The sequence below is a fragment of the Pseudoalteromonas sp. 2CM36K genome (genome assembly GCF_023161865.1).
Classification (GTDB): domain Bacteria; phylum Pseudomonadota; class Gammaproteobacteria; order Enterobacterales; family Alteromonadaceae; genus Pseudoalteromonas; species Pseudoalteromonas tetraodonis.
Genome location: NZ_JALNTK010000056.1, coordinates 1 through 647 on the forward strand (window position 1 = coordinate 1; position 647 = coordinate 647).

Sequence of the window (647 nt, forward strand, 5' to 3'; positions counted from 1 at the left end):
CAACCCAAACGGGTCTTTGTTTTGTGACAGTTTAACTTCGCCAGAAGTTAATATTGAATACTAAAGTAGATACCAATTAATCATAAATGATTAAATTGGCACTGAATGATACTGCTATCATTCTTTTTTACTTTTGAAAACTCTGTACAAATAACACTGTTATTCATACGAATTTTATTATCAGCTTTTCCAAATTTTTAAAGAGCATATTAATTAGTAAACTCAAAGAGCAAACTAACTAACTAACAATCATCTGTGTGGACACTACGAACAAATAAGTTCTAAATCGTATAAGGAGGTGATCCAGCCCCAGGTTCCCCTAGGGCTACCTTGTTACGACTTCACCCCAGTCATGAATCACTCCGTGGTAAACGTCCTCCCGAGGGTTAGACTATCTACTTCTGGAGCAACCCACTCCCATGGTGTGACGGGCGGTGTGTACAAGGCCCGGGAACGTATTCACCGCGTCATTCTGATACGCGATTACTAGCGATTCCGACTTCATGGAGTCGAGTTGCAGACTCCAATCCGGACTACGACGCACTTTAAGTGATTCGCTTACTCTCGCGAGTTCGCAGCACTCTGTATGCGCCATTGTAGCACGTGTGTAGCCCTACACGTAAGGGCCATGATGACTTGACGTCGTC

Annotated in this window: 1 rRNA gene; it reads right to left on the reverse strand. The window is 42.8% G+C overall.

Annotation, left to right across the window (positions count from 1 at the left end):
• Window positions 1-291: 291 nt before the first annotated feature.
• A 16S ribosomal RNA gene (locus tag MTN97_RS17800) occupies window positions 292-647 on the reverse strand; the annotation flags it as partial.